At 68.9% G+C, this 23,279-nt stretch carries 20 protein-coding genes; 12 read left to right on the forward strand and 8 right to left on the reverse strand.

The window, feature by feature from the left end; all coding sequences use genetic code 11:
• Positions 1–5: 5 nt before the first annotated feature.
• Positions 6–1,451 carry an aldehyde dehydrogenase family protein gene (locus tag ASV56_RS02385; RefSeq protein WP_062560635.1) on the reverse strand — a complete coding sequence of 482 codons (1,446 nt, stop codon included), beginning with the start codon at positions 1,449–1,451 and terminating at the stop codon, positions 6–8.
• A gap of 119 nt (positions 1,452–1,570) precedes the next feature.
• Here ASV56_RS02385 and ASV56_RS02390 point away from each other — a divergent pair, with 119 nt between their 5' ends.
• Positions 1,571–2,281 (forward strand): VIT1/CCC1 transporter family protein, encoded by a 711-nt coding sequence (locus ASV56_RS02390; RefSeq protein ID WP_062560636.1) that lies wholly within the window; start codon positions 1,571–1,573, stop codon positions 2,279–2,281.
• Here ASV56_RS02390 and ASV56_RS02395 read toward each other — a convergent pair.
• From ASV56_RS02395 to ASV56_RS02415, 5 genes are all read right to left on the reverse strand, one after another.
• On the reverse strand, positions 2,278–3,030 hold the full coding sequence (locus ASV56_RS02395) for an ABC transporter ATP-binding protein (protein WP_062560637.1): 753 nt from the start codon (positions 3,028–3,030) through the stop codon (positions 2,278–2,280). The two genes, ASV56_RS02390 and ASV56_RS02395, sit on opposite strands and share 4 nt — an antisense overlap.
• A 43-nt stretch (positions 3,031–3,073) precedes the next feature.
• Positions 3,074–3,940 (reverse strand): ABC transporter ATP-binding protein, encoded by an 867-nt coding sequence (locus ASV56_RS02400; protein ID WP_062560638.1) that lies wholly within the window; start codon positions 3,938–3,940, stop codon positions 3,074–3,076.
• On the reverse strand, positions 3,937–4,842 hold the full coding sequence (gene nikC, locus ASV56_RS02405) for a nickel transporter permease (RefSeq protein WP_062560639.1): 906 nt from the start codon (positions 4,840–4,842) through the stop codon (positions 3,937–3,939). Before nikC ends, ASV56_RS02400 begins: the two co-directional genes overlap by 4 nt.
• Complete coding sequence (locus ASV56_RS02410) at positions 4,839–5,840, reverse strand: ABC transporter permease (protein WP_062560640.1); 1,002 nt, start codon at positions 5,838–5,840, stop codon at positions 4,839–4,841. Before ASV56_RS02410 ends, nikC begins: the two co-directional genes overlap by 4 nt.
• Positions 5,841–5,927: 87 nt before the next feature.
• Positions 5,928–7,538 carry an ABC transporter substrate-binding protein gene (locus ASV56_RS02415; protein WP_062560641.1) on the reverse strand — a complete coding sequence of 537 codons (1,611 nt, stop codon included), beginning with the start codon at positions 7,536–7,538 and terminating at the stop codon, positions 5,928–5,930.
• 172 nt (positions 7,539–7,710) lie between these two features.
• Here ASV56_RS02415 and ASV56_RS02420 point away from each other — a divergent pair, with 172 nt between their 5' ends.
• From ASV56_RS02420 to ASV56_RS02435, 4 genes are all read left to right on the forward strand, one after another.
• Positions 7,711–8,934 (forward strand): glutathionylspermidine synthase family protein, encoded by a 1,224-nt coding sequence (locus ASV56_RS02420; RefSeq protein WP_062560642.1) that lies wholly within the window; start codon positions 7,711–7,713, stop codon positions 8,932–8,934.
• Positions 8,935–8,937: 3 nt separating this feature from the next.
• Positions 8,938–9,585: a DUF1190 domain-containing protein gene (locus tag ASV56_RS02425; RefSeq protein WP_062560643.1), complete on the forward strand. Its 648-nt coding sequence runs from the start codon at positions 8,938–8,940 to the stop codon at positions 9,583–9,585.
• A 177-nt stretch (positions 9,586–9,762) separates the two neighbouring features.
• Complete coding sequence (gene eda / locus ASV56_RS02430; RefSeq protein ID WP_062560644.1) at positions 9,763–10,401, forward strand: bifunctional 4-hydroxy-2-oxoglutarate aldolase/2-dehydro-3-deoxy-phosphogluconate aldolase; 639 nt, start codon at positions 9,763–9,765, stop codon at positions 10,399–10,401.
• A gap of 7 nt (positions 10,402–10,408) precedes the next feature.
• Complete coding sequence (locus ASV56_RS02435) at positions 10,409–11,635, forward strand: MFS transporter (protein WP_062560645.1); 1,227 nt, start codon at positions 10,409–10,411, stop codon at positions 11,633–11,635.
• An 87-nt stretch (positions 11,636–11,722) separates the two neighbouring features.
• On the opposite strand, the gene xseA is transcribed toward ASV56_RS02435, so the two are convergent.
• Positions 11,723–13,270: an exodeoxyribonuclease VII large subunit gene (gene xseA / locus ASV56_RS02440; RefSeq protein ID WP_062560646.1), complete on the reverse strand. Its 1,548-nt coding sequence runs from the start codon at positions 13,268–13,270 to the stop codon at positions 11,723–11,725.
• Positions 13,271–13,363: 93 nt separating this feature from the next.
• Here xseA and purD point away from each other — a divergent pair, with 93 nt between their 5' ends.
• Together purD and ASV56_RS02450 are read left to right on the forward strand one after the other, a co-directional pair.
• Entirely contained in the window at positions 13,364–14,626 is a 1,263-nt protein-coding gene (gene purD, locus ASV56_RS02445; protein ID WP_062560647.1) for a phosphoribosylamine--glycine ligase, read from the forward strand.
• A gap of 346 nt (positions 14,627–14,972) precedes the next feature.
• Positions 14,973–16,535 (forward strand): 2-isopropylmalate synthase, encoded by a 1,563-nt coding sequence (locus ASV56_RS02450; protein ID WP_062560648.1) that lies wholly within the window; start codon positions 14,973–14,975, stop codon positions 16,533–16,535.
• Between the two features lie 46 nt (positions 16,536–16,581).
• Here the strand turns inward: ASV56_RS02450 and ASV56_RS02455 are convergent, their stop codons facing one another.
• Positions 16,582–17,421 carry a putative rhamnosyl transferase gene (locus ASV56_RS02455; RefSeq protein WP_062560649.1) on the reverse strand — a complete coding sequence of 280 codons (840 nt, stop codon included), beginning with the start codon at positions 17,419–17,421 and terminating at the stop codon, positions 16,582–16,584.
• Between the two features lie 252 nt (positions 17,422–17,673).
• On the opposite strand from ASV56_RS02455, the gene ASV56_RS02460 reads away from it, so the two are divergent.
• Genes ASV56_RS02460 through rodA form a run of 5 tightly spaced genes read left to right on the forward strand, consistent with a single transcriptional unit; the run spans position 17,674 to position 23,272 of the window.
• The gene (locus ASV56_RS02460) at positions 17,674–18,708 is read left to right on the forward strand and encodes a rod shape-determining protein (protein ID WP_017997914.1); all 1,035 of its coding nucleotides are present in this window, start codon (positions 17,674–17,676) and stop codon (positions 18,706–18,708) included.
• Positions 18,709–18,718: 10 nt separating this feature from the next.
• Positions 18,719–19,657 carry a rod shape-determining protein MreC gene (gene mreC / locus ASV56_RS02465; RefSeq protein WP_062560650.1) on the forward strand — a complete coding sequence of 313 codons (939 nt, stop codon included), beginning with the start codon at positions 18,719–18,721 and terminating at the stop codon, positions 19,655–19,657.
• The gene (locus ASV56_RS02470; RefSeq protein ID WP_062560651.1) at positions 19,650–20,180 is read left to right on the forward strand and encodes a hypothetical protein; all 531 of its coding nucleotides are present in this window, start codon (positions 19,650–19,652) and stop codon (positions 20,178–20,180) included. The genes mreC and ASV56_RS02470 overlap by 8 nt, the downstream gene beginning before the upstream one ends.
• A complete protein-coding gene (gene mrdA / locus ASV56_RS02475) occupies positions 20,180–22,126 on the forward strand; it encodes a penicillin-binding protein 2 (RefSeq protein WP_017997911.1) in 1,947 nt (648 codons plus the stop codon). Before ASV56_RS02470 ends, mrdA begins: the two co-directional genes overlap by 1 nt.
• A 3-nt stretch (positions 22,127–22,129) precedes the next feature.
• Positions 22,130–23,272: a rod shape-determining protein RodA gene (gene rodA, locus ASV56_RS02480; protein ID WP_062560652.1), complete on the forward strand. Its 1,143-nt coding sequence runs from the start codon at positions 22,130–22,132 to the stop codon at positions 23,270–23,272.
• The last annotated feature ends 7 nt before the right edge of the window (positions 23,273–23,279 follow it).

Below are 23,279 nucleotides of genomic sequence, written 5' to 3' on the forward strand. Positions count from 1 at the left end.
TCCCCCTATGCGTAGCGATGGACGATGGTTTTCAGCCGCGAGAATTCGTAAAGCGCGGCAAAGCCCTTTTCCCGGCCATGGCCGGATTTGCGCAGGCCGCCGAAGGGCAGCTCGATGCCGCCGCCGGCGCCATAGGCGTTGATGAAGACCTGGCCGCAGCGCATGGCATGGGCCACCCGCGCCTGCCGGTCGCCGTCCCGGGTCCAGATCCCCGCCACCAGCCCGTATTCCGTACCATTGGCAATGGCGATGGCCTCGGCTTCGGTGTCGAAGGGAATGGCGGCCAGGATCGGGCCGAAGATCTCCTCCTGCGCCAGCGGGCTGCGCGGATCGACCGGACCGAAGAGCGCCGGCGCGACGTAGAAGCCGCCCGCCGGCGCATCCGCCGCCACGCGGCCGCGCGCGATCAGGGGCGCTGCGGCCTCGGCGATATAGCTCTCGACCCGCACCTTTTGCCGGGCCGAGATCAGCGGTCCCAGAGCCGCGCCTTCGGCCGGGCTTGCCTCGACGGCGCGGAAGCGCTCGGCCAGCATGGCGGTCAGCCGGTCCCAGATGCCGCGCTGGATCAGCACGCGCGATCCGGCCGAGCAGGTCTGGCCGCCGTTCTGCACGATGGCATTGGTAATGATCGGTGCCGCGGCATCCAGATCGGCGTCCTCGAAGACGATCTGCGGCGACTTGCCGCCCAGCTCCAGCGTGCAGGGGATGTGGTTCCTGGCCGCCGCGATCTGGATGGCCTGCCCCACCTCGGGCGAGCCGGTGAAGCTGATGAAATCGACGCCGGGATGCTCTGCCAGCGCCTTGCCCGCCACCTCGCCCCGGCCGGTGACGATATTGATCGCGCCGGGCGGAAAGCCCGCCTGCCCGGCCAGTTCGCCGATGCGCAGGATGGTCATGCAGGCATCCTCGGCCGGTTTCGTCACCGTGGCATTGCCCATGGCCAGCGCCGCCCCGACCGAACGGCCAAAGATCTGCACCGGATAGTTCCAGGGGATGATATGGCCGGTCACGCCATGCGGCTCGCGCCGCGCGGTGGCGTCATGGCCGTTCAGGAAGGGGATGACCTCGCCATGCAGCTTGTCGGCCGCGCCGCCGTAATATTCGAAATAGCGCGCCAGCGCCGCCATGTCGGCGCGGGACTGGGCGATGGGCTTGCCGTTGTCGCGGGTTTCCAGCGCGGCGAGCGGCTCGGCCTCGGCCTCGATCAGCAGCGCGAGGCGCAGCATCAGCCGGCCGCGCTCGGCCGCGGTCAACCGGCCCCAATCGCCCGCCAGCGCCGCGCGGGCGGCATCGACGGCGGCATCGATGTCCTCGGGGCCGGAATCGGCGATGGCGGCGAAGGGCTGGCCGTCGATGGGCGAGATCATCGGCAGCGCGCGCCCCGATGCCGCCGCCCGGCCGCGCCCGCCGACCAGGTTCAGTGCCCGCGGCAAGGTCAGGGGATGCTGCATCGTTGCCTCCTCTCGGCGGGATTCGTCCTGCGACAGCCTGACCGGGCGCGGGACGGGACGCAAGGCTGGCAAAACCGGGCCGGGACGCTAAGCTGGCCGCGCAACCGCAAGAGGACCCCATGACCCGCACCGCCATCAGCGCCCATCCCGACGATCCGCATTACGTCAGCCGCATGGGCTGGCTGCGGGCCTCGGTCCTGGGGGCGAATGACGGCATCGTCTCGGTCGGGGCGCTGATCGTGGGCGTGGCCGCCGCCGATCCGGGGCGCGAGGCGATCCTGATCGCGGGGCTTGCCGGGCTGGTGGCCGGCGCCATGTCCATGGCCATGGGCGAATATGTCTCGGTCAGCTCACAGTCCGATACCGAGCGCGCCGACATCGCCCGCGAGACCGCCGCCCTGCGCGAGATGCCCGAGGAGGAGCTGCACGAGCTGGCGGCGATCTATGAATCGCGCGGCATGACCCCCGGCACCGCCTTGCAGGCGGCGCGCGAGGTGACCGAGCATGACGCGCTGGCCGCCCATGTCCGCGACGAGCTGGGGCTCAGCGAGGCGTCGAGCGCCAATCCTTTGCAGGCGGCGGCGGCCTCGGCCGCGACCTTCAGCACGGCGGCGGCGGTGCCGCTGCTGGCGGCGATCCTGGCGCCGGGGGGTGCCGTCATCGCCGCGGTGCTGGTTTCGGTGGTGCTGGCGCTGGCGGTGCTGGGCGCGCTTGGCGCCTGGGCCGGCGGCGCACCGCCCGGCCGCGCGGTGCTGCGGGTGGTGCTGGGCGGCGTGTTCGCGCTGGCGGTGACCGCCGGCATCGGCAAGCTGTTCGGAATCGCGGTCTAGCCCGCCGCATAGCCCCGGCTCGCAGCCAGCAGGTCGCGGGCATAATCGCTGCGCGCGGCGCCCTGGCGCAACGCGGCGGCGGTCATCTCCTCGACGATCTCGCCGCCGCGCATCACCGCCAGCCGGTCGCACATATGCGCCACCACGGCCAGGTCGTGGCTGACCATGACATAGGTCAGCCCGCGGTCCCGGCGCAGGTCGGCGAGCAGGTTCAGGATCTCGGCCTGCACGCTGACGTCAAGCGCCGAGGTCGGCTCGTCCAGCAGCAGAAGCTGCGGTTCCGCCGCCAGCGCGCGGGCGATGGCGACGCGCTGGCGCTGGCCGCCCGACAGCTGGTGCGGATAGCGGAAGCGGAAGCCGCGCCCCAGGCCGACGCTGTCCAGAAGCGTGGCGATGCGCTGGTCGATGCGGTCCATGCCTTGCAGATGCAGCGTCTCGGACAGCACCCGGTCCACCGAATGGCGCGGGTGCAGGCTGGCATAGGGGTCCTGGAACACCATCTGCACCGTCTTGTGAAAGGCGCGCGAGCGGTGGCGGCCGGTCACCGGCTGACCGGCGACCTCGATCCGGCCCGACCAGGTATCGATTAGGCCGGTGACGGCGCGCAGGATGGTCGACTTGCCCGAGCCGGATTCGCCGACGAGGCCGAAGCTTTCGCCCCGCGCCACCACGAAGCTGGCGCCGCGCACGGCATCGACGCGCTCGGGCGGGTGGCCGAACCAGACGTCCAGATCCTTGATTGTCAGCATCGCTTGCCCTGTTGCGGTCGGGTATTTTCGGAGCAAAGAAGCATCACAGCCCTCCGGGCAGCGGCGTGGCGATGTCCGCGTCGCGCCAGCTGTCCTGGCGTTGCAGGGTCGAGAGGCGTTCGACCGGCTGGTCGAGGCGCGGCAGGCTGTTCAGCAGCCCCTGGGTATAGGGGTGGCGGGCGGCGTGCAGGTCGTGTGCGGGCAGTTCCTCGACCACGCGGCCGGCATACATGATCAGCACCCGGTCGCAGAATTGCCCGACCAGGTTCAGGTCGTGGCTGATGAAGATCAGCCCCATGCCGCGGTCGCGCACCAGCTTGTCCATGATGCGCAGGACCTCGTTGCGGACCGAGACGTCCAGCGCCGAGGTCGGCTCGTCCGCGATCAGGATCTCGGGGTCCGGGGCCAGCATCATGGCGATCATCGCCCTTTGGCCCATGCCGCCCGAGATTTCATGCGGATAGGCATCGAACACCCGCTCGGGGTCGCGGATCTGCACGGCGCGCAGCATGTCCAGCGCCTTGTCGCGCGCCGCCTGCCCGCCCTGGCCGGAGTGCAGGCGATAGCTTTCCATGATCTGCCGGCCGATGGTCATCACCGGGTTCAGGCTGAACTTGGGGTCCTGCATGACCATGCTGATGCGGGCGCCGCGCAGCTTGCGCATGCGGCGCTCGGGCAGGTTCAGGATGCTTTCGCCGTCAAGCTCCAGCCGCTCGGCCGTGACCTTGCCCGGCGGGCGCACGAGGCCCAGGATGGCGCGGCCGGTCATCGACTTGCCCGAGCCGGATTCGCCCACCACCCCCAGCCTTTCGCGCCCGAGGTCGAAGCTGACCCCGCGCACCGCCTGGAAGCTGCCGCTGCGGGTCGGGAAGCTGACGCGCAGGTCGCGGACGGACAGCAGCGGGGTCATTCGGCGCCTCCCTTCGGATCCAGCACGTCGCGCAAGCCGTCGCCCAACAGGTTGAAGGCCAGGCTGACGATGAAGATCGCCAGACCCGGCATGGCCGCGACCCACCAGAAGTCGAGGATATAGGTCCGCCCGTCCGAGATCATCGCGCCCCATTCCGGCATCGGCGGCTGTGCGCCAAGCCCGAGGAAGCCGAGCCCGGCGGCCGAGAGAATGATTCCCGCCATGTCCAGCGCCACCCGCACGATCAGCGAACTGACGCAGAGCGGCCAGATATGCCCGATCAGCAGCCGCAGCGGCCCGGCGCCCTGCAGCCGGGCGGCGGCGATGTAATCGGCGTTGCGGATGGTCAGCGTCTCGGCCCGCGCCAGCCGCGCATAGGGCGGCCAGGAGGTCACGGCCAGCGCCAGCACCGCATTGCCGATGCCGGGGCCAAGGGCGGCGACGAAGGCCAGCGCCAGGATCAGCTTGGGGAAGGCCAGGAAGATGTCGGTGGTCCGCATCAGCACCTGGTCGACCCAGCCGCCGGCGAAACCCGCCACCGTGCCGACGAAAAGCCCGATCACCGGCGCGACCAGCGCCACGGTGCCGACGATGAACAGCGTGATGCGCGAACCGTGGATCAGCCGCGACAGGATGTCCCGCCCCAGCGCATCCGTGCCCAGCCAATGCGCGGCCGAGGGCGGCTGCAGCCGGTCGGCCAGGTTCTGGGCAAAGGGGTTCTGCGGCGAAAGCCAGGGCGCGAAACCCGCGACGAACAGAAGCGCCAGCAGGATCACCAGCCCCAGCATGGCCAGCTTGTTCGCCCGGAACGTCAGCCAGCCTTGGTAGAGCGCGCCCATCCGGGCCTGGCGCCGGGTCTGCGGCGCGTCCGACAGCAGCCATGCGCGCGTCGTCTCGGTCATTTCGCCCTCGGGTCAAGGGTGCGGTAAAGCACGTCGGAGAGGATGTTCAGCGCCACGAAGCAGGTGCCGATCAGCACCGTGCCGCCCAAGACCGCGTTCATGTCGGCGGCCAGCAGCGCCTTGGTGATGTATTGGCCGAGCCCCGGCCAGGAGAACACGATTTCGGTCAGCACCGAGCCCTCCAGCAGCGAACCGAAGCTGAGCGCGATCACCGTGATCAGCGGCACCAGGATATTGCGGAAGGCATGCGCCCAGACCACCCGCCGTTCGGACAGGCCCTTGACCCTGGCGGTGGTTATGTATTCGGCCGAGAGCTGCTCCAGCATGAAGCTGCGGGTCATGCGGCTGACATAGGCCAGGCTGAAATAGCCCAGAAGGCTCGCCGGCAGGATGATATGGCTGAAGGCGTCGCGAAACGCGCCCCAGTCGCCGGCGAGCAGGCTGTCGACCAGGATCATCCCCGTCATCTCGGGCACCATGCCGTCATAGACGATGCCCTGCCGGCCGGGGCCCCCGACCCAGCCAAGGATGCCGTAGAACAGCAGAAGCCCCATCAGCCCCAGCCAGAAGATCGGCATGGAATAGCCGACCAGCGCCACCACGCGGGCGATCTGGTCGATCCAGCCGCCGCGCCGCGCCGCCGCGACCACGCCCAGCGGCACGCCCACGCAGACGCCGATCAGCGTGCCAAGCGCCGCCAGTTCGAAGGTGGCGGGAAACACCCGGCGCAAGTCCTGCGCCACCGGATGGCCGGTCGAGATCGAGCGCCCGAAATCGCCGCGCAGCACCTCGCCCATATAGACCAGGAACTGCTGCCACAGCGGCTTGTCGAGCCCCATGGCAAGCCGCGCGGCCTCATACTGCGCCTGGGTCGCGCGCTCGCCCACCACCTTCAGCACCGGGTCGATCGGCATGACCCGGCCGATGATGAAGGTGACGAGCAGCAGGCCCAGCAGCGTCAGCGCCAGCGACAGCAAGAGCCCGCCAAGGCTGCGCATCCTGCGCCCCAGGCGCGCGCCGCGCCGGGATGAGGGCGGGCTTGCCCCCGGCCCCGGCGCGGCGCTGAGGTCGGTATTCGTCACGCCCTATTCCTTCGTGACCTTGCGATACATCGCGGAACTGACCGAGCCGCCGGCGGTCCAGCCATGGATGTTCTTCTGCATGCCGTCGCGCTCGATGCGCTGGAACATGGGGATGATCGGGGCGATCTCGCGATATTGCTGCTGGAGGTCCAGATACATCTGCCGGCGCTTGTCGGTATTGCCTTCCAGCGTGGCGGCGACGGTGGCCTTGTTCATCTCGTCCGGCACCGCCCAGGCGTTGCGCCAGGCCAGTTGCGACAGCTTGGCATCGTCGGCGTTGTTGGGGTTATAGGCAAAGGTCGAGGCATTGGTGTTCGGGTCGGCATAATCCGGCCCCCATTCGCCGACATAGATCGGCACCTGCCGCGCGCGATAGGCATCGAGCGACTGCGCGCCGGTGACCTGCTGGATCTCCAGCGTCAGCCCGACCTGCGCCATCGAGGCCTGCAGCGTCTGCATGACGTTGCTGTATTCGGCCATGTCGCGCACCGTGGTCTTGATCGTGCCCGAGGTGACGCCGGCATCGGTCAGGATCTTTTTCGCCTTCTCGATGTCATAGGTCCACGGGTTCTCGTCCGAGGCGCCCAGATAGCCCTCCGGCAGGAAGTTCTGGTGGATCTTGAACTGGCCCTTCAGGAAGCTGTCCTCGATGCCCTTGTAATCCACCAGATAGCGCATGGCCTGCACCACGGCGGGGTTGGACAGGATCGGGTCCTTCTGGTTCAGCCCCATATACAGGATGCGGCCGCGCGGCTCGTTGCCGATCACCAGCTTGTCGCTCGTGGACAGCGCCTCGATATCGGTCGGGGTCAGGTTGCGGGCCACGTCCACGTCGCCCTGTTCCAGCAGCAGCCGCTGGGCGCTGCTTTCCTGGACATGGCGCACGATCACCCGCTTCATCGCCGGCGCGCCCTGCCAGTAATCGGCATTGCCGACCAGTTGCACCGCCTCGTTGGGTTTCCAGGCGCCCAGGTTGAACGGCCCCGAACCCGCGCTGTTGGTCGAGAGCCAGGCATTGCCCAGATCCTCGCCCTCGGCATGGGACAGCACGGTTTCCTTGTCGACGACCGAGGCGACCTCGGAGGCCAGGCTGTTGAGCACGTAGCTTTGCGCATAGGGCTGATCCAGCTTCAGCACCAGCTTGTTGCCGTCGAAACTGATCTGCTGGTCGACATTCTCGGCGGTAAAGCCGAACTGGTTCAGGATGAAGGCCGGCGACAGGTTCAGCTTGACGGCGCGTTGCAGCGACCAGGCGGCATCCTCGGCCCGGACCGGATTGCCCGACTGGAACTTGACGCCGTCGCGCAGGGTCAGGGTCACGGTCTTGCCGTCCTCGCTGACCTCCCAGCTTTCGGCGAGGCTGGGCTTGAAGCCTGCCTCCAGGTCGGTCGGATCGAAATCGACCAGCCGGTCGTAGAGGTTCTTGATGACATCCTGCCCCGACAGCTCGAAGCTTTGCGCCGGATCCATGCTGATGATGTCGTCGATCTGGCCCGCCACGACCAGCGTATCGGCCGGCGTCTCGGCCCAGGCCGCCGGCGCGGCCGCAGCCATGGCCACGGCCGAAGCCAGAAGCAGCGCGCGAAGCGGGAAACGGTTCTGCATGATGGTCATCCCTGTTGTCGCGCCCCGTTGTCCCGGGGCTGGAATGGCAGCAGCTTGGCCCGAAGCCTCGCGCCCCGCAAGCCCCCCGCAGGCACGGCACCCGGCCGGCGCCCGGCGAATTTCCAGATGCGGGCTTGCGCCCCCCGGCGCCCACGCCCTATCTCGGAACCAAGGAGTGACCATGGAAAAACGCAATCTTCCCGAACGCCCGGGCTGGCGCGACGAGGCGGTGAAGCTCGGCTTCACCTTCGCCGACATGGGCGGGGAACCCTATTGGGACGAAACCAGCGCCTATCGCTTCACCCTGCAAGAGATCGAGCAGGACATCGAGGCGCCCGCGACCGAACTGCATGCCATGTGCCGCGAGGCGGTGGCGCTGGTCGCGCGCGACGAGGCCTGGCTGACCCGGCTCGGCATCCCGCAGCGGCACTGGGACCTGGTCGCCGGCAGCTGGGCCGAAGGACAGCCCGAGCTTTATGGCCGCATGGACCTGGCCTATGACGGCACCGGCCCGGCGAAGCTGCTGGAATACAACGCCGACACCCCGACCGCGCTTTACGAATCCGCCAGCTTCCAGTGGCTCTGGTTCGAACAGCAGCAGGCGGCGGGCGTGCTGGACGAGGATTGCGACCAGTTCAACAGCATCCACGAGGCGATCGTGGCGCGCTGGACCCAGATCTGCGCCGATGGCGAGGACGTGCATTTCGCCGCCGACCCCGAGAACCCCGAGGATTACGCCACCGTCGAAACCCTGGCTTGGGCCGCGCGCGAAGCCGGCCTCGGCGCGCATTTCACCGCGCTGGCGCAGATCGGTCTGACCGATGAGGGCCAGTTCGCCGACGAGCAGTCCCGCGTCATCGGCACGCTCTTCAAGCTCTACCCCTGGGAGGACATGCTGCGCGACGAATTCGCGACGCATCTGCAAAGCGCCGGCGCCCGCTTCATCGAGCCGCCGTGGAAGGCGATCCTGTCGAACAAGGGCATCCTGCCGCTCTTGTGGCAGATGTTCCCCGGCCACCCGAACCTGCTGCCGGCCTTCTTCCTCGACGACGTGGCCGAGGCGATGCGCGGCGGCAGCCCCGCCCCCGCCGTGGCCCAGGCCTTCGCGGCCGCGCAGGACGACCTGGCGCGCGGCCATGTGCTGAAGCCGATCTTCTCGCGCGAAGGCGCGGGCGTCACCATCTTCGAGGCCGGCCGCGAGGTCGCCCGGACCGAGGACGACAGCTATTCGCATCACCCGATGATCGTGCAGGGCCTGGCGCCGCTGCCCACATTCGACGGCTTCCACCCGGTGCTCGGCGCCTGGATCGTGGGCGAAAGCTGCTGCGGCCTCGGCCTGCGCGAGGACCGCGCGCGCATCACCCACAACCTGTCGCGCTTCAAGCCGCATTTCATCGAGGGCTGATCCATGACCGCTCCCGCCACCCGCCCCGCCCGCAAACGCTCGCGCCATGTCGCCCTGGCGCTGGCCGGCGCCGCGACGCTCGCGCTCGCCGCCTGCAAGGACGACCAGGTCGACGCGCAAAGCTTTCCCGACCTCGAAAGCTGCATCGCGGCGGCCAAGGACAACAGCCTGTGGTTCACCGAACAGGACTGCCGCACCAATTTCGCCGCCGCCCAGCAGGAATTCCTGGAAACCGCGCCGCGCTACGAGTCGAAGGAGCTCTGCGAACAGGAACATGGCGCCGGCAACTGCGGCAGCGATCCCGCCGCCCAGCAGCCCGCGACGGGCGAGGCGCAGGCGCAGAACTCCGGCGGCGGCTTTTCCTTCATGCCGCTGCTCGTCGGCTACATGATGGGCTCGATGCTGTCGCGCGGCGGCGGCATCTTCTCGCAGCCGATGGTCAAGACCGCCGACGGCCGCTTCTCGACCCCCAAGGGCGACCAGAGCTTCGCCACCAACCGCGGCGCCGGCAAGGTCGCGCCCTCGACCTTCCAGCGCGCGCCCTCGACGCTGGGCAAGCCGCCGATGTCGGCCGCCCAGGTCAGCCAGCGGGGCGGCTTCGGCGCCAGCGCCACCGCGCGCTCGGGCAGCCGCACCAGCTTCGGTGGCTGATGGCTTCTCTTTTGTGGAAAAATATCCTCGGGGTGAATTGCGGCGAAGCCGCAAGAGGGGCGGAAAGCCCCTGCCCTTTCCGACGCGGTGCCGATTCCAGTTACCGCTAACATCAACCCTTGAAACGAGGCGCGGAAAAGCGCACCCTGCCGCCGAATTTTCAGGAACGAGGCCGCCATGACCCCAGAGATCCAGTCCCAGAAATCCCGTGCGCTTTGCGAGCTCGCCCCGGTGATCCCGGTCCTGGTGGTGGGCGACGCCGCCCGGGCCGAGGGCCTTGCCACCGCCTTGGTCGCGGGCGGGCTGCCGGTGCTCGAGGTGACGCTGCGCACCCCGGCCGCGCTCGCCGTGATCCGCGAGATGGCCAGGGTGCCGGGCGGCCATGTCGGTGCCGGCACCGTGCTGACCCCCGACGACGCGAAACGCGCCAAGGAGGCCGGCGCCAGCTTCGCCGTCTCGCCCGGCCTGACCGAGACCCTGGCTCGCGCCTGCGCCGAGATCGAGCTGCCGCTGCTGCCCGGCGCCGTCACCGCCTCCGAGGTGATGCGGGCGATGGAGCTTGGCTATTCCATGCTGAAATTCTTCCCGGCCGAGGCGGCGGGCGGGGCGAAATCGCTGAAATCCCTGGCCGGGCCTTTGCCACAGGTCAGCTTCTGCCCGACCGGCGGCATTACGCTCGCCAATGCCCCGGATTACCTGGCGCTGCCGAACGTGGTCTGCGCCGGCGGCAGCTGGATCGCCCCCGATGCCGATGTCGCCAGCGGCAACTGGCAGGCGATCGAGGCCCGCGCCCGCGAGGCCGCCGCCCTGAAATGAGCCGGTCATGATCGCCTCCGAACCGATGACGGATCCGATGCGCCGCGCCCGGCGCAATGTCGTGGTGCTGCTGATCGCCCAGGCGGTGATGGGGGCGCAGATGTCGATGATCTTCATCGTCGGCGGCCTGACCGGGCAGATGCTCAGCCCCAACCCCTGCATCGCCACGCTGCCCTTGTCGATGATCGTGCTGGGCTCGGCGCTGTCGGCGCGGCCGCTTGCCGGCTTCATGCGCCGGCACGGCCGGCGGGCCGGCTTCGTGCTGGCCTGCGGCGCCGGTGCGCTGGGTGCCGCCGCCGCCGCGACCGGCATGATGCTGGGGAATTTCTGGCTTTTCATGCTCAGCGGCCTGCTGACCGGAGTCTACCAAGCGGCGCAGGGCTTCTATCGCTTCGCCGCCACCGATTGCGCCCCGGCCGAGTTCCAGTCGCGCGCCATTTCCTGGGTGCTGGCCGGCGGCCTCGCCGCTGCCCTGACCGGCCCGCTGCTGGTGCGGCTGACCGCCGACCTGACCGCGGTGCCTTTCCTTGCCACCTATGCCGCCATCGTCGGGCTGAACCTGTTCGGGCCGCTGCTTTTCGGTTTCCTGGACATCCCGCGCCCGGCGGCGCCTGCTGCCGGCAGTCCCGCCGGCCGGCCGCTGCGCGAACTCATGCGCGAGCCGCGCATCCTGGTCGCGATGATCTGCGGCATGGTCGCCTATGCGCTGATGAACCTGGTGATGACCTCGACGCCGCTCGCCGTGGTCGGCTGCGGCTTCCAGACCGCGGATGCCGCCAATATCGTCTCGTTCCACGTGCTGGCGATGTTCGGGCCGTCCTTCTTCACCGGCCATCTGATCGCGCGCTTCGGGGCCACGCGCATCGTCATGCTGGGCCTCGCCATCCTGGCCGGCGCCGGCGCCGTGGCCCTGTCCGGGGTGGAACTCGGGCATTTCTACGCCGCGCTGGTGCTTCTGGGGCTGGGCTGGAACTTCGGCTATATCGGTGCGACCGCCATGCTGACCCGCGCCTATCGCCCCGAGGAGCGCGAGCGGGTGCAGGGCCTGAACGACGCGGTGGTGTTTTCCGGCGTGTTCCTGGCCTCGCTGTCCTCGGGTGGGCTGATGAACTGCATGGGCGGCTCGGCCCAGGCCGGCTGGAACGCGGTGAACTTGGCCATGCTGCCCTTCCTAGTGCTGGCGGGCGGCGCGCTTTTGTGGCTCATGCTGCGGCCGCGCGAGGTTGCGCGGTAACGGGGGGCTCTGCCCCCCGCGCCAGCCGCACCCCTCGACGGGGTGCGGCTGGCGCTCCCCCCGGGATATTTCCCCACAAAAGAGAAATCAGAACAGGGACTGCTGGCCCTTGGGATCCCGCGGCTTGCGGGCCGGTTTGGCCGTCGGTCTTTCGGGACGCGCGGCGATGCGGCCGTCGTGGAATTCGATCTCGAACCCGGGCGCCTTCTCGGCCTCGGTCGCGCTGGTCAGCAGGTGGTCCGGGCCGTGGACCACCGCGAAGCCGCGTTTCAGCGTCTCGGTATAGCCCAGGGTCTGGCGCAGGCGGTCCAGGCGGTCCAGGCTGTCGCGGCGTGGCGGCGCGATGCGGGCGGCCGTTGCCGCCAGCCGCGCCGAGAGCCGCGCGAGCTCGGTCCGGTCGCGGCTCGATCCGGCCAGCAGCCGTGCCCGGGCGCGGTCCAGGCGCGGGCCGAGATCGGCCAGGCGCTCGGCCTTGCGGCGGGCGAGCCGGGACAGCCCGGGGGCCAGGCGGTTCTCCTGGGCCTGCAGGTTCTGCCGGCGGTTGCGCAGGTTGCCGCGCAGCGCCGCCAGCGACAGCGGCAGCCCGGCCAGACGGTCGCGGCAGCGGCGGGTGAAGCCCTTCAGCGCCGGTTCCAGCCGCTCGGCAAAGAGGTCGAAGCGTTGCCGGGCCGGGTCGGTCAGCGCCTGCGGCCGGCCGAGCGCGCGGCCCAGATCGGCCAGGCGCTGCCGGTGGCGTTGGCGGGCCTGCTGGCCGGCGCGGATCATGCGCGTGCCGCATTCGCCCAGCCGCGCGGCCAGTTCGGTGCGCACCGGCACCGCCATTTCGGCGGCCGCCGTCGGCGTCGGCGCCCGGCGGTCCGAAGCGAAATCGATCAGCGTGGTGTCGGTTTCATGCCCCACGGCCGAGATCAGCGGAATGGCGCTTTCGGCGGCGGCGCGCACCACCGATTCCTCGTTGAAGCCCCAGAGATCCTCGAGGCTGCCGCCGCCGCGGGCGACGATCAGCAGGTCCGGGCGCGGAATCGGCCCCGCCGGGCCCAGCGCGTTGAAGCCGCGAATGGCGGCCGTGACCTGCGGCGCGCAGTCTTGGCCCTGCACCGCCACCGGCCAGATCAGCACCCGGGTCGGGAAGCGGTCGCGCAGCCGGTGCAGGATGTCGCGGATCACCGCGCCCGAGGGCGAGGTGACGACGCCGATCACCCGCGGCAGATAGGGCAGCGGCCGCTTGCGCGATTCGTCGAAGAGCCCCTCGGCCGCCAGCGCCTTGCGGCGCTTTTCCAGCATCATCATCAGCGCACCGGCGCCCGCAGGCTCGATCTCGTCGACGATCAGCTGGTATTTCGACTGGCCGGGAAAGGTGGTCAGCCGGCCGGTGGCGATGACCTCGATGCCTTCCTCGGGTCGGGTGGACAGGCGCGCGGCCTGGCCCTTCCAGGTCACGGCGGCGATGCAGGCGCGCTCGTCCTTCAGATCGAAATAGAGGTGACCCGAGGACGGGCGCGAGACGCGGCCGATCTCGCCGCGCACGCGGACGCGGCCGAACTGGTCCTCGAGCGTGCGCTTGATCGCCCCCGAGATCTCGGAAACGGTGAACTCATGGGCATTGCTGGCGGCGGCGTCGTCGATCAGGTCCATGGCTCTGGTTCTGGCGCGGGCGGGCCGCGGGATCAAGGCTTGATCCGGGGGGCCGCGCTTCCTAGAAGGCGGCAGGCAGCGGAAGGGGCGCGCATGAACATCCTGATCCTTGGCAGCGGCGGGCGCGAACATGCGCTGGCCTGGGCGGTGCGGCAAAATCCGAAATGCGACCGGCTGTTCGTCGCCCCGGGCAATGCCGGGATGGAACCCCTGGCCCGGCTGGCGGATCTGGACATCCTGTCCGGCGCCGCCGTGATCGGCTTTTGCGAGGAGAATGCCATCGACCTGGTGATCGTCGGTCCCGAGGCCCCGCTGGCCGCCGGGGTCGCGGACGATCTGCGCGCGGCGGGGCTCTTGGTCTTTGGTCCCTCGAAGGCGGCGGCGATGCTGGAAGCCTCGAAAAGCTTCACCAAGGCGGTCTGCGACGCCTGCGGCGCGCCGACCGCCGCCTGGGCGCGCTTCGACGCGGCTGAACCTGCGCGGGATTATATACGGGCGCAGGGCGCGCCGATCGTCATCAAGGCCGACGGGCTGGCCGCCGGCAAGGGCGTCACCGTCGCCATGACCGAGGCCGAGGCCATCGCCGCCGTGGACGACGCTTTCGGCGGTGCCTTCGGCGCGGCCGGGGCCGAGGTGGTGATCGAGGAATTCATGGCCGGCGAGGAGGCGAGTTTCTTCATCCTCTGCGACGGCACGGACTGCCTGCCCATTGGCACCGCGCAGGACCACAAGCGCGTGGGCGAGGGCGACAGCGGGCCGAACACCGGCGGCATGGGCGCCTATTCCCCGGCTCCGGTGCTGAGCCAGGCGATCCAGGACGCGGTCATGGCCGAGATCGTGCGCCCGACCGTGGCCGAGATGGCGCGGCGCGGCACGCCGTTCCAGGGCGTGCTCTATGCCGGGCTGATGATCGAGGACGGCCGCGCCCGGCTGGTCGAATACAACGTCCGTTTCGGCGACCCGGAATGCCAGGTGCTGATGATGCGGCTGGGCGCGCAGGCGCTGGACCTGATCCTGGCCTGCGCCGAGGGCCGGTTGCGCGATGCCAGCGTCACCTGGGCCGAAGACCATGCCCTGACCGTGGTGCTGGCGGCGAAAGGCTATCCCGGCGCCTATGAGAAGGGCAGCGAGATCCGCGGGCTGGAGGCCCTGCCCGAGGATTCGAGCCGCATGGTGTTTCATGCCGGCACCGCGCGCCAGGACGGCGCGCTGGTTGCGACGGGCGGCCGGGTGCTGGCGGCGACCGGGCGCGGTGCGACGCTGGCCCAGGCCCATGAGCGGGCCTATGCCCTGGCGGATGCAATCGACTGGCCCGGCGGATTCTATCGCCGCGACATCGGCTGGCGGGCGCTCTAGCGTCCTTTCGAGTATTTGGGAAACGGTGAAATTGCGGACCTCCGGCGTCGGTGTCGCGGTTGCATGGGTATTTCGGGAGCAAAGAAGCCCGGTATCGGCGCGGCGCGGGGGAATTTTCGGTCTTTTCAAGCGCGGGGCGGCGCGCTTATAGTCCCGGCATGACTCGGATGCGACAGATCATTGCCGGTATCGGGGACGCGCAGGACGGCGCGGCCTTTGGCATGCAATCCCGTGGTCTGCTTCTTCTTACGCTGCGCTGAGCGGGTCTTCCGGGCCGCCGCTCAGTCTGGTTCGTGCCCGGTTTCACGAACGAGCAACGATTCATGCGTAAGAAAGACCGACAGCCATGACCGACAAGAATCACGTCCTGATCTTCGACACCACCCTGCGCGACGGCGAGCAGTCGCCCGGCGCCACCATGACCCACCAGGAAAAGCTGGACATCGCCCAGATGCTGGACGAGATGGGCGTGGATGTGATCGAGGCGGGCTTCCCCATCGCCTCGGAGGGCGATTTCGCCGCCGTGTCCGAGATCGCCCGGCGCGCGCAGAACAGCATCATCTGCGGCCTGGCCCGCGCCCAGTTCCCCGACATCGACCGCTGCTGGGAGGCGGTGAAACACGCCAAGCGGCCGCGCATCCACACCTTCATCGGCACCTCGCCCTTGCATCGCGCCATTCCGAACCTGGACATGGACCAGATGGCCGAGCGCATCCACGAGACCGTGACCCACGCCCGCAACCTGTGCGACAACGTGCAATGGTCGCCCATGGACGCGACGCGGACCGAGCATGACTATCTGTGCCGCGTGGTGGAAATCGCCATCAAGGCCGGCGCCACCACCATCAATATCCCCGACACCGTGGGCTATACCGCGCCGCGCGAAAGCGCCGCGCTGATCCGCATGCTGCTGGAGCGGGTGCCGGGCGCCGACGAGGTGATCTTTGCCACCCATTGCCACAACGACCTGGGCATGGCGACGGCGAACAGCCTGGCCGCGGTCGAGGCCGGCGCCCGCCAGATCGAATGCACCATCAACGGGCTGGGCGAGCGGGCCGGCAATACCGCGCTGGAGGAGGTGGTGATGGCGCTGAAGGTGCGCCATGACATCATGCCCTTCACCACCGGCATCGACACCACCAAGATCATGGGCCTGTCGCGGCGGGTGGCGCAGGCCTCGGGCTTTGTCGTGCAGCCGAACAAGGCCATCGTCGGCAAGAACGCCTTCCTGCACGAATCCGGCATCCACCAGGACGGCGTGCTGAAGAATGTCGAGACCTTCGAGATCATGCGCCCCGCCGACATCGGGTTGAACGAGGCCAATATCGCCATGGGCAAGCACTCGGGCCGCGCCGCGCTGCGAGCCAAGCTGCGCGACCTGGGCTATGACGTCGGCGACAACCAGCTGAAGGACGTCTTCGTGCGCTTCAAGGCCCTGGCCGACCGCAAGAAGGAGATCTACGACGACGACCTGGTCGCCCTGATGCAGGACAGCGCCGCCAATACCGAGGACGACTATCTGCAGGTCAAGCACCTGCGCGTGGTCTGCGGCAGCGATGGGCAATCGGCCGACCTGACCATGAGCGTCGGGGGCGAGGAGAAGACCGTGCATGCCACCGGCGACGGCCCGGTCGATGCCTGCTTCAACGCGGTCAAGGCGATCTGGCCGCATGGCGCCCGGCTGCAGCTGTATCAGGTCCATGCCGTGACCGAGGGCACCGATGCCCAGGCCACTGTCAGCGTGCGGCTGGAGGAGGAGGGCCGCGTCGTCACCGGCCAGGCCGCCGATACCGACACCATCCTGGCCAGCGTCAAGGCCTATGTCGGGGCGCTGAACCGGCTGAAGGTCCGGCGCGAGATGGTCGGCGAAGGCGCCGATGCCAAGCAGGTCAGCATGTATTCGCACTGAAAAGTGCGGGCGTCGGGCTGCCTGCAAACGGCGATCGGGGGCGGCGTCAGGCCGCCCCTTTCCTTTCGACGAAGCCCAGGTCGAGCCCTTGCAGGAAGGGGAAATCCTCGGCCAGGTCGCGCTGGAATGCCTCGGCCGTCAGCGGCTGGAACCATTTCGGGAACTTGGCCCAGATGGTCGCGACCGAATCGCCCTCGTCCCAGCGGGTCTGCACATAGCCGAGCCCGCGCACGTCGGTCAGGCCGGGGAAGTGCTTGGGCAGCTGAAAATGGTTGAAGGCATAGATGCTGCGCCCCGGTCCCCGCATCCGCACCGCGGCGCCGGCGCCGATGAAGGGCTGGTGCGCGCGCCAGAAGCTGACCGGCTCGCCCTCGTAGCTGCCGAAGACCAGGCCCTGCGGATAGCTGATGGCGAAGGCCGGCAGGTCGGCGAAGCGGCGGGCATGGCGGCGCAGCCGGGCGACATGGTGGCGCGAGAAGGCGTCGTCATCGTCGACGCGGAACTGGATCAACGGCCGTCCCGCCGCCTCGGCCGCCTGCAACAGCGGCTGGCGCAGCGCGTCCTGGGTATCGCGACTGTCCGAGACGATCACCCGCACCTGCGGCAGGTCGGCGCACAGCCCGCGCAGCCGGGCAAGCCACTCGGCCGGCAGTTCGGGCGAGGTCAGCAGCCAGAAGCTGAAATCCGCATCGGTCTGCGCCCGGATCGAGGGCAGGCAGAGCCGCTCGAAGGCGGCGAAGCGCCGGGCCAGGCGCTCGGGCGCGTAGAGCATGGCGCGGCGGCGTTGCATGGTCTCGGCCGTATTGCCGTCCTTGCCCGTCGTCTCGGCCCAGTCGCATTTCCCAAGAAAGGAAAACCGGCAGATCCCCACGATATCGTCCCGCAATCCCTGCCCTTTCCCCGCCAACCGAACCCGGGGCAGGCTAGGCACCGGGCCCGGCGCGGTCAAGCGCGGGACGCCCGCGAAAGCCCGCCCAAGCCCGCGGCGCATCAAAATTTACGGGTTTTCCCCGGACAGGGCTCGGCCTATATGTCGCGCACCTTCGGCGGGGCGACTCATCGGGGCAATCGGGCAATGGCCGTCGGCAAACGACGGCGAACCGCCGTCATGGCAGGGACGGCAGAAGGGGTAGTCATCATGGCCTTTGGCGGGTTGTTTTCCACCGACATCGCAATCGACCTCGGGACCGCGAACACGCTGATCTACGTCAAGGGCAAGGGCATCATCCTGAACGAGCCTTCGGTCGTGGCCTATCACGTCAAGGACGGCAAGAAGCAGGTCCTGGCCGTGGGCGAGGACGCCAAGCTGATGCTGGGCCGCACGCCCGGCAGCATCGAGGCCATCCGGCCGATGCGCGAGGGCGTGATCGCCGACTTCGACAGCGCCGAGGAGATGATCAAGCATTTCATCAAGAAGGTGTTCAAGCGCACCAGCTTTTCCAAGCCCAAGGTCATCGTCTGCGTGCCGCATGGCGCGACCCCGGTGGAAAAGCGCGCCATCCGCCAGTCGGTGCTGTCCGCCGGCGCCCGCCGCGCCGGGCTGATCGCCGAGCCCATCGCCGCCGCCATCGGCGCCGGCATGCCGATCACCGAGCCGACCGGCAGCATGGTCGTGGACATCGGCGGCGGCACCACCGAGGTCGCGGTGCTGTCCCTGGGCGACGTAGTCTATGCCCGTTCCGTCCGCATCGGCGGCGACCGCATGGATGACGCGCTGATCAATTACCTGCGCCGCAACCACAACCTGCTGATCGGCGATTCCACCGCCGAGCGGGTCAAGACCCAGATCGGCACCGCCCGCATGCCCGACGACGGGCGCGGCGCCACCATCATGGTGCGCGGCCGCGACCTGCTGAACGGCATTCCGAAGGAAATGGAGATCACCCAGGCCATGGTCGCCGAGGCCCTGGCCGAGCCGGTGCAGCAGATCTGCGAGGCGGTGATGGTGGCGCTGGAGGCGACGCCTCCGGACCTGGCCGCCGATATCGTCGACCGCGGCGTGATGCTGACCGGCGGCGGCGCCATGCTGGGCGAGCTGGACCTGGCGCTGCGCGAGCAGACCGGCCTGTCGATCAGCCTGGCCGACCAGCCGATGAGCTGCGTCGCCCTGGGCACCGGCAAGGCGCTGGAGTTCGAGAAGCAGCTGCGCCACGTCATCGACTACGACAGCTGACCCGCGGATCATGGCGCGCAAGGGCCCCGACTACGCGGCTCCGGTCCGCCGCATCCTGGTGTCGCTGCTGGTTCTGCTGCTGCTGGCGGTCTTTCTGTTCTGGCAGATCGACAGCCCGCGAGCCGAGCGCATGCGGGCGGCCTTCATCGACCGTTTCGTGCCCAGCTTCGACTGGGCCATGGTGCCGGTGACCAAGCTGTCGCGCATGGTTGCGGGCTTCCAGTCCTATTCCCGGCTCTACGAGCAGAACCAGGAGCTGCGGCGCGAGCTGCAGAAGATGTCGGCCTGGAAAGAGGCCGCGGTGCAGCTGGAACAGGAAAACGCCAAGCTGCTGGCGCAGAACAACGTGCGCATCGACCCGGCGCTGACCTCGGTCTCGGGCGTGGTGATGACCGACAGCGGCACGGCCTTTCGCCAGTCGGTGCTGCTGAACGTCGGCGCGCGCGACGGCATCCTGGACGGCTGGGCGACCATGGACGGGCTGGGGCTGGTCGGGCGCATCTCGGGCCTGGGGCAGACCACCAGCCGGGTCATGCTGCTGACCGACCCGACCAGCCGGATCCCGGTGACGATCCTGCCCTCGGGGCAGCATGCGCTGCTGACCGGCGACAACACGGCCCTGCCGGCGCTGGACTTCATCGAAAGCCCGGAAAACATCCGCCCCGGCGACCGCGTGGTCAGTTCCGGCGACGGCGGCGTGTTCCCGGCCGGCTTGCTGGTCGGGCAGCTGGCGCTGGCCAGCGACGGCCGGATGCGGGTGCGGCTGGCGGCCGATTACGGCCGGCTGGAATTCCTGCGCGTGCTGCGCAGCCACCCGGCCGAGCAATTGCCCGACACCGGCCTGCTGATCCCGCCGCCGCCGAGCGATTTCATCGGCCCGCCGATGCCGCCGGTCATGGACCTTGATGCCGTGCGCGCCGCAACCGAGCCCGAGGTTGCGAATGATTGATCCGGGCCGGCGCCGGCGGATCCTGGGACAGGCGCTTTACGTGGCGCTGTTCCTGGCGATCCTGTTCTGGCGGCTTTTGCCGCTGGCACCGGGCCGCGTGGTCTGGCCCGGCCCCGACCTAGGGCTGTGCCTGACGCTGCTCTGGGTGCTGCGCCGGCCCGAGCAGGTGCCGGTGCTGACCATCGCCGCGCTCTACCTGATCGAGGACATCCTGCTCATGCGCCCCATCGGCCTTGCCGCCGCCATCGCCGTGCTAGGCACCGAGGCCGCACGAAAGCGCGAGCACCGTTGGCGCGAACTGCCATTCATGGTTGAATGGCTGCGGGTGACCATGCTTCTGGCGCTGATGATGCTGGCCTATCGCTTTGTGCTGACCACCTTCTTCCTGTCCCCGCCGCCGCTGGGCCAGGCCATGCTGCAATTCATCGCCACCACCGCCGCCTATCCGCTGGTCGCGGGGCTGGCCGCCTGGGGGTTGGGCCTGCCGCGCAGCACCGCCGACCGCGACGCGAGGGCCCGCTGATGCGCAAATCCGACCGCGAGATCGTCGAAAGCAGCCGCTCCATCACCCGGCGCGTGCTGATGCTGGGCGTGATCCAGGCCGCCGTCGTCTCGGTCCTGGGGCTCAAGCTGCGCTCGATGCAGATCGAGCATGCCGACGAATACCGCATGCTGTCGGACGGGAACTCGATCAAGATCCGGCTGTTGCCGCCGGCGCGCGGGCTGATCCTCGACCGCCACGGCACCATCATCGCCGGCAACGAACAGAACTACCGCGTCACCCTGACCCGCGAAGAGGCGGGCGACGTGTCCGCCGTCATCGCAAGGCTGCGCCGCATCATCCCGATGACCGACCGCCAGGCCGCCGAGATCCTGGAAGAGATCCGCAAGCGCAGCGCCGTCACCCCGGTCATGGTCGCCGACCGGCTCAGCTGGTCCGAATTTTCCTCGATCGCGCTCAATGCCCCGGCCCTGCCCGGCGTGACGCCGGAATCGGGCCTGTCGCGCAGCTATCCGCGCGGCGGCGATTTCTCGCATGTGCTGGGCTATGTCGGCCCGGTTTCGGATTACGACCTCTCGAAGATCGAGAACCCCGACCCGGTGCTGCGCCTGCCCGAGTTCCAGCTGGGCAAGGTCGGCATGGAGGCGAAGCTGGAAGAGGCGCTGCGCGGCAAGGCCGGCGCCCGCCGGGTCGAGGTCAACAGTGCCGGGCGCGAGATGCGCGAGCTGTCGCGGCAAGAGGGCCAGCAGGGCGCCACCGTGCAGACCACGCTGGACGCCGGGTTGCAGAATTTCGCCACCCAGCGTCTGGGCGAGGAAAGCGCGGCGGCCGTGGTCATCGACGTGACCAATGGCGATATCGTGGCGATCTCCTCCTCGCCGGTGTTCGATCCGAACAAGTTCGTGCGCGGCATCTCGGGGCCGGACTATCGGATGCTGATGAACCACGACCACCGGCCGCTGGCCGACAAGACCGTGCAGGGCGCCTATCCGCCCGGCTCGACCTTCAAGATGGTCACGCTGCTGGCCGGGCTGGAATCGGGCGTCATCAATCCCGGCTCGCGCTTCTTCTGCCCGGGCTCGCTGCAGGTCGCCGGCCGCAAGTTCCACTGCTGGAGCCGGGGCGGGCATGGCATGGTCGATGCGGTGCAAAGCCTCGAGCGGTCCTGCGACGTCTACTATTATGAGCTGGCGCAGCGCGTCGGCATCGACCGCATCGCCGCCATGGCCCGCAAGCTGGGCATCGGCGTCAAGCACGACCTGCCGATGTCGGCCATCACCGAGGGCATCGCCCCCGACCGCGCCTGGAAGCGGGAACGCTACGGCCAGGAATGGCAGGTCGGCGATTCCATCAACGCCTCGATCGGCCAGGGCTATGTGCTGGCCTCGCCCCTGCAACTGGCGGTGATGACGGCGCGGGTGGCGACGGGCCGCGCGGTCTCACCCCGGCTGGTCAAGGCCATCGACGGCGTGCCCGAGCCGGTGCCGGAATGGCCCGAGCTTGGCATCAACCCGCTGCACCTGCGCACCGCGCGCGGCGGCATGGATGCGGTGATGAACAGCAGCCACGGCACCGCGCGCCGCGCCCGCATCATCGCGCCGGAATGGCAGATGGCCGGCAAGACCGGCACCAGCCAGGTGCGCAACATCACCGCTGCCGAACGCGCGCGCGGCGTGATCTCGAACGACCAGCTGCCCTGGAACCGCCGCGACCACGCGCTTTTCGTCTGCTTCGCGCCCTTCGACATGCCGCGCTATGCGGTCTCGGTGGTGGTCGAACATGGCGGCGGCGGCGGTGCGGTCGCCGGCCCCATCGCCCGCGACATCCTGCTTTACGCGCTGGCCGGCGGGTTGCCGCCGATCTCCGCCTATCCCGACGACGGCACCCGCGCCAAGGTGCAGGAGATGTGGTCGAAGATGAACCTGGCCCCCTCTGCCCGCCCGGCCGAGACGCGCGCGAAAGCCTGAGCGATGAGCTATCTGAACTATCACGTCGCCCAGGTGCCAAGTGGCTGGCGCAAGATCCTGCACCTGAACTGGCCGCTCGTTTTTCTTGTGACAGCGGTCAGTTGCATCGGCTTCCTCATGCTCTATTCGGTCTCAGGCGGCGATATCGACCGCTGGGCCATGCCGCAGATGGAGCGTTTCGCTGCCGGCATGGTGCTGATGTTCGCCCTGGCCTTCGTGCCGATCTGGTTCTGGCGCTCGATCTCGGTGATCTCCTACGTGATCTGCGTGCTCTTGCTGGTGCTGGTCGAGATCATGGGCGACATCGGCATGGGCGCGCAGCGCTGGCTGGTGCTGGGGCCGATCCGCATCCAGCCCTCCGAGCTGACCAAGATCGCCTTCGTGATGACGCTCGCCGCCTATTACGACTGGCTGCCGGTCGAAAAGGTCTCGCGCCCGTTCTGGGTATTGATCCCGGTGCTGCTGATCCTGCTGCCGACCGGCCTCGTGCTGATGCAGCCCGACCTTGGCACCTCGATCATGCTGATCGCCGGGGGCGGCATCGTGATGTTCGCGGCCGGGGTCAGCCTGTGGTATTTCGCCGCCGTCATCGCCATCGTCGTCGCCAGCGTCACCGCGGTGATGGAGAGCCGGGGCACCGACTGGCAGCTGCTGCACGACTACCAGTTCAAGCGCATCGACACTTTCCTTGACCCCAGCTCCGACCCCTTGGGCGCGGGCTACAATATCGCCCAGGCGCAGATCGCGCTGGGGTCGGGCGGCTGGTCGGGGCGCGGCTTCATGCAGGGCACGCAGTCGCGGCTGAACTTCCTGCCCGAAAAGCACACCGACTTCATCTTCACCTCGCTGGCCGAGGAATTCGGCTTTGTCGGCGCCGGCTCGCTTCTGGCGCTTTACGTGCTGATCCTGGGCTTCTGCCTGCATTCGGCGCTGACCAACCGCGACCGTTTCGCCAGCCTGTTGACCATCGGCATCGCCGGGACGTTCTTTCTGTATTTCTCGATCAACATGGCCACGGTCATGGGCATGCTGCCCGCCAAGGGCTCGCCCCTGCCGCTGGTCAGCTATGGGGGGACCTCGCTGATGATCCTGCTGATGGGCTTCGGCATCCTGCAATCGGCGCATGTCCACCGACCTCGTGGATAAGGAGGCC

The sequence above is a fragment of the Paracoccus aminovorans genome (genome assembly GCF_001546115.1).
In the GTDB taxonomy this organism is placed as follows: Bacteria; Pseudomonadota; Alphaproteobacteria; order Rhodobacterales; family Rhodobacteraceae; genus Paracoccus; species Paracoccus aminovorans_B.

Excerpts from the sequence above, each read along its gene's own strand:
- ASV56_RS02410 (WP_062560640.1), bottom strand. The coding sequence starts at position 5,840 with ATGCGCAGCCTTGGCGGGCTCTTGCTGTCGCTGGCGCTGACGCTGCTG.
- ASV56_RS02415 (WP_062560641.1), bottom strand. The coding sequence starts at position 7,538 with ATGACCATCATGCAGAACCGTTTCCCGCTTCGCGCGCTGCTTCTGGCT.
- eda (WP_062560644.1), top strand. The coding sequence starts at position 9,763 with ATGACCCCAGAGATCCAGTCCCAGAAATCCCGTGCGCTTTGCGAGCTC.
- ASV56_RS02385 (WP_062560635.1), bottom strand. The coding sequence starts at position 1,451 with ATGCAGCATCCCCTGACCTTGCCGCGGGCACTGAACCTGGTCGGCGGG.
- ASV56_RS02400 (WP_062560638.1), bottom strand. The coding sequence starts at position 3,940 with ATGACCCCGCTGCTGTCCGTCCGCGACCTGCGCGTCAGCTTCCCGACC.
- mrdA (WP_017997911.1), top strand. The coding sequence starts at position 20,180 with ATGCGCAAATCCGACCGCGAGATCGTCGAAAGCAGCCGCTCCATCACC.
- ASV56_RS02435 (WP_062560645.1), top strand. The coding sequence starts at position 10,409 with ATGATCGCCTCCGAACCGATGACGGATCCGATGCGCCGCGCCCGGCGC.
- ASV56_RS02450 (WP_062560648.1), top strand. The coding sequence starts at position 14,973 with ATGACCGACAAGAATCACGTCCTGATCTTCGACACCACCCTGCGCGAC.
- ASV56_RS02425 (WP_062560643.1), top strand. The coding sequence starts at position 8,938 with ATGACCGCTCCCGCCACCCGCCCCGCCCGCAAACGCTCGCGCCATGTC.
- ASV56_RS02390 (WP_062560636.1), top strand. The coding sequence starts at position 1,571 with ATGACCCGCACCGCCATCAGCGCCCATCCCGACGATCCGCATTACGTC.
- nikC (WP_062560639.1), bottom strand. The coding sequence starts at position 4,842 with ATGACCGAGACGACGCGCGCATGGCTGCTGTCGGACGCGCCGCAGACC.
- ASV56_RS02395 (WP_062560637.1), bottom strand. The coding sequence starts at position 3,030 with ATGCTGACAATCAAGGATCTGGACGTCTGGTTCGGCCACCCGCCCGAG.
- purD (WP_062560647.1), top strand. The coding sequence starts at position 13,364 with ATGAACATCCTGATCCTTGGCAGCGGCGGGCGCGAACATGCGCTGGCC.
- mreC (WP_062560650.1), top strand. The coding sequence starts at position 18,719 with ATGGCGCGCAAGGGCCCCGACTACGCGGCTCCGGTCCGCCGCATCCTG.
- ASV56_RS02420 (WP_062560642.1), top strand. The coding sequence starts at position 7,711 with ATGGAAAAACGCAATCTTCCCGAACGCCCGGGCTGGCGCGACGAGGCG.
- ASV56_RS02460 (WP_017997914.1), top strand. The coding sequence starts at position 17,674 with ATGGCCTTTGGCGGGTTGTTTTCCACCGACATCGCAATCGACCTCGGG.
- xseA (WP_062560646.1), bottom strand. The coding sequence starts at position 13,270 with ATGGACCTGATCGACGACGCCGCCGCCAGCAATGCCCATGAGTTCACC.
- ASV56_RS02470 (WP_062560651.1), top strand. The coding sequence starts at position 19,650 with ATGATTGATCCGGGCCGGCGCCGGCGGATCCTGGGACAGGCGCTTTAC.
- rodA (WP_062560652.1), top strand. The coding sequence starts at position 22,130 with ATGAGCTATCTGAACTATCACGTCGCCCAGGTGCCAAGTGGCTGGCGC.